The organism is Blautia segnis, from assembly GCF_014287535.1.
Lineage (GTDB): Bacteria > Bacillota > Clostridia > Lachnospirales > Lachnospiraceae > Blautia_A > Blautia_A acetigignens.
Map to the genome: position 1 here is coordinate 102,959 of NZ_JACOOT010000012.1, position 6,709 is coordinate 109,667.

At 41.0% G+C, this 6,709-nt stretch carries 9 protein-coding genes and 1 pseudogene; 8 read left to right on the forward strand and 2 right to left on the reverse strand.

The annotated features are described in order from the left end of the window. Window positions 1–41: 41 nt before the first annotated feature. The 4 genes from aroD to H8S54_RS05750 all read left to right on the forward strand — a co-directional run bounded on the left by aroD (window position 42) and on the right by H8S54_RS05750 (window position 3,220). A complete protein-coding gene (aroD, locus tag H8S54_RS05735; RefSeq protein ID WP_021924719.1) occupies window positions 42–812 on the forward strand; it encodes a type I 3-dehydroquinate dehydratase in 771 nt (256 codons plus the stop codon). 212 nt (window positions 813–1,024) lie between these two features. Then, window positions 1,025–1,870 (forward strand): sigma-E processing peptidase SpoIIGA, encoded by an 846-nt coding sequence (locus H8S54_RS05740; RefSeq protein WP_021924720.1) that lies wholly within the window; start codon window positions 1,025–1,027, stop codon window positions 1,868–1,870. 15 nt (window positions 1,871–1,885) lie between these two features. Next, the gene (gene sigE, locus H8S54_RS05745) at window positions 1,886–2,617 is read left to right on the forward strand and encodes an RNA polymerase sporulation sigma factor SigE (protein ID WP_021924721.1); all 732 of its coding nucleotides are present in this window, start codon (window positions 1,886–1,888) and stop codon (window positions 2,615–2,617) included. 171 nt (window positions 2,618–2,788) lie between these two features. Continuing rightward, on the forward strand, window positions 2,789–3,220 hold the full coding sequence (locus H8S54_RS05750; RefSeq protein WP_021924722.1) for a hypothetical protein: 432 nt from the start codon (window positions 2,789–2,791) through the stop codon (window positions 3,218–3,220). A 124-nt stretch (window positions 3,221–3,344) separates the two neighbouring features. Here the strand turns inward: H8S54_RS05750 and H8S54_RS05755 are convergent, their stop codons facing one another. Then, a complete protein-coding gene (locus H8S54_RS05755) occupies window positions 3,345–3,587 on the reverse strand; it encodes a helix-turn-helix domain-containing protein (protein ID WP_021924723.1) in 243 nt (80 codons plus the stop codon). Window positions 3,588–3,796: 209 nt separating this feature from the next. On the opposite strand from H8S54_RS05755, the gene H8S54_RS05760 reads away from it, so the two are divergent. From H8S54_RS05760 to H8S54_RS05770, 3 genes are read left to right on the forward strand one after another with little or no spacing between them, the layout of a single operon-like run. Next, the gene (locus H8S54_RS05760; RefSeq protein WP_186901071.1) at window positions 3,797–4,942 is read left to right on the forward strand and encodes a hypothetical protein; all 1,146 of its coding nucleotides are present in this window, start codon (window positions 3,797–3,799) and stop codon (window positions 4,940–4,942) included. 47 nt (window positions 4,943–4,989) lie between these two features. Then, window positions 4,990–5,502: a hypothetical protein gene (locus H8S54_RS05765; RefSeq protein ID WP_021924725.1), complete on the forward strand. Its 513-nt coding sequence runs from the start codon at window positions 4,990–4,992 to the stop codon at window positions 5,500–5,502. Window positions 5,503–5,560: 58 nt separating this feature from the next. Then, entirely contained in the window at window positions 5,561–5,851 is a 291-nt protein-coding gene (locus H8S54_RS05770) for a DUF2085 domain-containing protein (protein ID WP_243176661.1), read from the forward strand. A 90-nt stretch (window positions 5,852–5,941) separates the two neighbouring features. On the opposite strand, the gene H8S54_RS05775 is transcribed toward H8S54_RS05770, so the two are convergent. Further along, window positions 5,942–6,616 carry a hypothetical protein gene (locus tag H8S54_RS05775; RefSeq protein WP_117850435.1) on the reverse strand — a complete coding sequence of 225 codons (675 nt, stop codon included), beginning with the start codon at window positions 6,614–6,616 and terminating at the stop codon, window positions 5,942–5,944. Between the two features lie 36 nt (window positions 6,617–6,652). Between H8S54_RS05775 and H8S54_RS19305 the strand changes: the two are divergent. Then, window positions 6,653–6,709 (forward strand): annotated as a pseudogene (locus tag H8S54_RS19305) (DUF6783 domain-containing protein); the annotation flags it as partial.

A 6,709-nucleotide genomic window follows, 5' to 3' on the forward strand; every position in this document is an offset into this window, starting at 1 on the left:
TTACTTCTTATCTTATTCTAATAGAAAGGAGATGTCAAGAAATGACAAAACCTATTCAGATCAAGAATCTGACCATTGGGGCAGGAATCCCCAAAATCTGTGTTCCTCTTACGGGAACCACAGAAGAAAAAATCTGCCAGGAAGCCAAGGATGCGAAAAAAGCCGGAGCAGACCTGGTGGAGTGGCGTGCGGACTTCTTCGAGGGCCTGATGGACAAAGAAGCCTGTAAGCAGGTGCTTGGAAAGCTTTCGGAAATCCTTGGAGAGACTCCGCTTCTTTTTACTATCCGCACAAGCGAGGAAGGCGGAAATATTGCCATCTCCATGGAAGATTACAGCGCATGTTGCCGAAACGCTGCCAGAAGCCACATAGCAGACCTTGTGGATGTGGAAGTGATGGGAAATCCAGAAGAGAAGAAAAAACTGGTGGCAGAGCTTCAAAGGGAAGGTGTCAAAATCATTGCTTCTTCCCACGATTTTGACAAAACAGACAGTCAGGAAATCCTTCTGGACCGTTTCCGTGAAATGGAAAAATCCGGAGCTGATATTCTGAAAATGGCGGTAATGCCCCACGGTTTTGAGGATGTGGCAGCCATTATGGAAGCAACCAATGCCATGAGAAAAGAGTGCGAAAAGCCGCTGGTATCCATGGCAATGGGAAGCATTGGCTCTATCAGCCGTATTTCCGGGGAAAACTTCGGCTCCGGAATTACCTTTGGAACGGTAGGAGCAGCTTCTGCACCGGGACAGTTCCCTATTGGAGAGCTGCGAAGTCTTCTGGAAGCGCTGCACCAGAAGAATCTGGAGGCATAATCCGAAAATTGTTCTTTGTGCGAGTATTTTCGGCTTTACTATGCATCTCTCGAATGACTTCGAAAAAAGAAAATTGACAGATCGCGCTGTCGATTAGGGGCGAGAAATTCTCAGGATTTCCCGTCCCTTTTTGACAAAATCTGCGCCCCCTGTGACCGTATAATGGGTTCACTTACCAAAGTGAAGGATTGACGGCCACAGGGGGCTTTTTTATGTATTATGACGTATACATAGACATCGTCTTTCTGACGAATCTTTTTATGGATTATATTCTTCTTCGCATTGTTGGCAAACTGTTTCTGCGAAAAAGAAGCCGCAGAAGGATCTTGCTGGCGGCAGCCGTCGGCGCCCTTTTTTCCTGCCTCATTCTTTATGTACCATCGGATGGGCTGTTTCCGGCAAAGGTGCTTCTTCATGGAGGCTGTGCCTGGATCATGCTGGTTCTGGGACTGGGGCTTAAGCCGGGAGGAATGCTGGCGAAGGCACTGGTGACTTTTTACCTGATGGCATTTCTCATGGGCGGCCTTATGGAGGCGGCGCCAGTGAAGAATGCCGCGCCGCTTCGGTTTCTGGTTGTGGCAGCAGGGGCCTACATGGGACTTAGCGCATTGATCTATGTCAGCGATTCTTTTCGTGCCAGGTGGAAAAACATCTATCCGGTTACCCTGTCCTATCAGGGAAATGTACAGCAGTTTTTCGGGTTCTGGGATACGGGGAACCTTCTTGTGGATCCGATAAACGGAGATGGGGTTTTTATTGTGAAACCTGAGGTTTTGGAGGCAATGCTGCCTGAAGAGAAAAGAGACAGGCTGATGCACCTGCAGGAGGATCCAGGGGAGCTGGAAGGTACGAAGCTTACTGATCTGCATCCGCATTTTCTACCCTACAAAACAGTGGGAAAGGAAGGCGTGATGCTGGCGGTGGTGTTGGATGACCTTTGTATTCACACTCCCGGGGAGGTGATTCATGCAGTGAATCCGGTGCTTGCGCTGGCGGTGGAACCCTCTGCTTTGGGAAAAGAGTACCAGGTACTGTTAAATTCCAGAATATTGCATTAGGAGGGGGACTCGTCTATGAACCGATCAGCAGCAAGTGCAACTTATTATCCGTTTCAGGTGATGCCAAGATTCCTGTTTGGCAGGCAGGGAGATGTTTATTATATTGGCGGAAGCGACATTCTGCCGCCGCCGCTTGAGAGCCAGAGAGAAGCCAGGATCCTGGAGAAGCTGGGGACACCAGAGGAAAAGGAAGCCAAATCACTTCTTATTGAGCACAATCTTCGGCTTGTGGTGTATATTGCGAAGAAATTTGACAACACAGGGGTGAGTGTGGAGGACTTGATTTCTATTGGAACCATCGGACTGATCAAGGCAATCAATACCTTTAATCCGGTGAAAAATATTAAGCTTGCTACGTATGCATCCCGGTGCATCGAGAATGAAATCCTGATGTACCTTCGCCGGAACAGCAAGACGAAAATGGAGGTTTCCATAGACGAGCCTTTGAATGTGGACTGGGATGGAAATGAGCTTTTGCTGTCGGACATTTTGGGAACAGATGATGATGAGATTTCCCGCCGTCTGGAGGATGAGGTGGAGATTCGTCTTCTTGGAAAAGCCATTTCCAAGCTTTCACCAAGGGAGCAGACCATTATCAAGCTGCGGTTCGGCCTTGGCAGACACGAAGGCCGAGAGAAAACCCAGAAAGAGGTAGCGGATCTGCTTGGAATTTCGCAGTCTTATATTTCGCGGCTGGAGAAGCGGATTATGAAGAGGCTGAAGAAGGAGATTGTGAAGTATGAGTGAAAGTAAATGAGGTAAGCTGAATTTATCTGAAAGTATTGAAAATAAGGGGGAAATTTATCTGGAAATTTTAGAAACAATTTTGCATATAAAATAGAAATGCGGGGCATTCTGTTATAAAGGTAAGGAACAGTTTTACATGAAAGAACCCTTTTAAACGGAGGAGAATTGCCTATGAATGCAAATGCAGAATTTCTAAATTACGTATACCAGAATTCCCAGATGGGAGTAGATACCTTAGAACAGCTTCTGGACATCACAGAAGATGAGAAGCTTCAGGCTTATCTGAAAAAGCAGCTGGAAGGCTACTGCAAATTCCACAGCGAAGCCCGCGACCTGCTGAACCGGAACGGATACGATGAAAAAGGCCTTGGCACCTTCGAAAAAATCCGCACCTACCTGATGGTGAATCTTCAGACCATGGCCGACGCATCCACCTCCCACATCGCCAAAATGCTGATCCAGGGCAGCAGCATGGGAATCACCGAAGCCGTGAAAAAACTTCATCAGTATGAAAACGATGTGGAGAAAGATATTAAAAAGCTGATGGAACGGCTCCAGGAGTTTGAGGAGGAGAATGTGGAGAAACTGAAGGAGTTTCTGTAGGCGGAGGAGCGCAGCGACTACAGAAAATGCTTTGATACAATAAAAAAGAAAGAGTGCAAAAATAATAAGTTCGCAAAAATTTTCTCGTTATTACACGAAAATGTAATTGGAAAATTTTGCGAACTTATTGTTCTTTTCTGGGAGAATCTTCAGGTAAGACAATTTTTGTGTTGGTAAATCCAAGAATATAGTCAGCAGAAACGTTATAGTATCTGCATAAAGCAACCAGATAGCGGATTGGCATTTCATTCGCACCACGTTCGTATCGTGCATACATCGTTTGTGAAGTGCCTAAATAATCAGCAATCTGAGTCTGGGTTTTATCGGCATCCTCGCGTAAATCGCGAATACGTTGTCTGTAATTCAAGTAAATCCTCATGAAAACATTGAAAAAATAAGATTTCATTTTAGTTTTTGTATAAACCTAAAAAATATGATTCAGAAATAAAATTTATATAATTTTAGCATAGGAAGATTCTTTTATATTGAAATTAGTAAATAAATGTACTAAAATAAGAAATAGTAAATAAATTTACTAAAACCACAAACTCTGGTTTTTTAAGAATGGAGAATGTTATGGAATATATAATTATTTTACCGATTACATTTGAAGTAATTATTGGTGTTTTGATGCTTCTGTTAGGTGCAGGCTATACATTTGTGGCAAATATTACCGATATGATAAGGGGGATATCCTGGGTATCATTTTTTCTATGGACTTTTTTTCAGGCAGGGAGAGAAATCGTTTATGCTTTTAGAGAAAGGCGGTTTATATGGATTTTATATGGTATTAAGTATTTGTTTTTCGGAGCGTTTTTTTCATATTTTCCATATGCATTATGTCTTGTCTTTTTTGACAATGCAGAAAAAGTAAATTGTATCAGTGTTATGATATCTCTTGCTATTTTGATCATAATGTGTGCAGTGGATAATTGGTTGATGAAAGAATGGGCAGGTGTTGGTGCGTTTATTACTGCACTTATCATACAGTTTGTGGTCATGATCGTTCCACAGGTATATGCGTATAATGTTTGGGCAGCAGAAATTTTGGAAACTCCTGTGGAAGAAAGCATTACATATAAATTAGATAGAGAAAGTTTTCCGATTGTAGAAGCAGGGTGTAGATATAAGTATAAATATGGTGTTGCAGTATCGTACTTTCCCCTGTCACTATCTATGACGGGCTATAAACTGAAAAAATTTCATAAGGGAGAGGTGGTATATTCTATTGGAAACCAATCGGATTTTGGAAAAGTCGGATGGTTAAAAAGCGGAAAATTCCGTTATGAAGATTGTCCGTTGGTTTGCAATGCTGATCGGTCTGTGGTTGGTTATATACCTATCAGCCATTTTGAAGAATATGCGGATAAAGAATTACTTGAGTCAGTAAAAGAAGATGCGCTTGGACAATCTTTTGAGATTTATAATTTACATAAAAATAAGAATGGCTCTTCAAGAGAGATACAGACACATATAACTTTTCTTGATGCTTCTACTCTTTATCTTAAAGAAAGTAAGTTCACACCAGTGTGTAAGGAGAACAGTGATGGAATGGTTTTTGAGGATTGGGAAGAAGAGAGTATGATTCAGGAAGCATATTATTCCTATGAATTTACCAAAACTAAAAAGGAAGAGGTGATTTTAAGTTTTAACAATGGTAAATACAATGTGGAAATTAATTATAATAACAATACGATTTCGAGCATCCATGCAATAGATTAGGCAGTGAAAGCACTGCCTATGGGCGCTTTGGGAGGAAAGGCAGAAAAATGAACGAATTTAATAACAGGAAACAACAAAATGGAGAAACAAAAAGATTAAAATGTCCATCTTGTAACAGTACTAATTTACAATATGTGACCGAAACAGAAACAAAAGTAGAAACTTCAGGAGGATATTCAGGCTCTAAAGGATTCCTGGGCTATCTTTTCTTAGGACCATTTGGACTGCTTTGCGGAAATTGCGGAAAATCCCAGAAAACAACGGTTACAGATGAACATAAGCATTTCTGGGTGTGCTCTGATTGTGGCTGTAAATTTCCTGCACTTGAAGATCTTGAACTGGAAATACAAAAGAAGAAAAATGCTTTAAAAGGAGTCAGATCAATATTTGTTTGCTGCTTAATTCTTGTTATTATGGGAATTTTGATAGATTATTCTTTGCTTAAAATTATGGGAATAGGATGTGCAATTTTTACTGTAATATTAGTTCCTCTGCTTAAGAGAGAAATAAAAACAAAGGAATCAGAATATGCAGAACTTGAACAAAAAGTTAAAATGTAAGCTCCTGCTTTTACATAGATACTTTATGCATATAGGAAAATACTCCGGATGTCATCAGATGCCAGAAAGAAGTTTTTTTATAAATGGGATGCAATTTCCATTATGTGCACGCTGCACAGGGATTTTAGCAGGATATTTAGTTGGAGTTCTTTTATTTGTGCTGAAAATATTTGTACCTATAGAATTATGTTTATGTTTTGGCTTGGTTATGCTGGGGGATTGGTATATGCAGTATATTGATGTTCTGCCGTCAACTAATATACGCAGGTTTATAACTGGTATATTATGCGGCATAGGGTATCTGCAGATTTTAATTAAAATATTTTATATGGTAGCGAAAATGGTATAATTTTATATTTTTAATGAAAGGTATATTTATAAAACCTTCTGTTGCTGAGACGAGTAACAGAAGGTTTTTTTATGGAATGCTGATAAGTGGTTATAGGGGGGAGTGTTTGGGATTTTGGTTTAGGTACTCATTTAAATAGGCCTGTGCTTTCTCCTCGGAAAGATGAAATTGGGAAATCAGCTTTTGAATAATGAGGGCAGAGGAAGCGTTAAATTCCATACAGGTTTCAATCGTAGTGCGGATACCTATTTCAATTGCTTCTTCATATGCCTCTTCCCGAAGCATGCGCATCGTTTTCTCTTCATCATATTCGTAAATACTCATAGCTTTTGCCTCCGCTCGATTTTTTAATAGAAAATCCCGCAGAATATTTTCCTGGATACATTCGGTGATGGCTTTTTCAACAGCGTCAGATAATGGCATCTGGGCAGAGTAGGTTCGGATGCGTGATACATATTCGGAATAATCACGAAGGGTGTGACAAGCATCCATCAGTTCCTGATTATGTCCCTTGTTTATATTTAACATGACAGCTTTCAGCTCCAGTGCAGGATGATCTGCAGTAGGATGGAATAAATCAGAAAGCAGGTATTCCGTTCTGTCAGGCTGTTGTTCTCTTCCATTGTAAAAAATAATAAAAGAAGGCAATGGAATCTGTATTGCTTTAGTACCATACAGGTTCATATCTTTTGTATAAGCAGAATAAATATCTGCTATGTACATAAGAAAACGCAGGGGCAGATTAGAGCGTGTTTGAAAAATCATTCCCGCAATCTGCACGCCCCACTTTGCGGTATATTTTGCCCGAATTCAGTTGCCGTAGCCCGCTACGGCGCCCTCATCCGGACAAAATCTCCC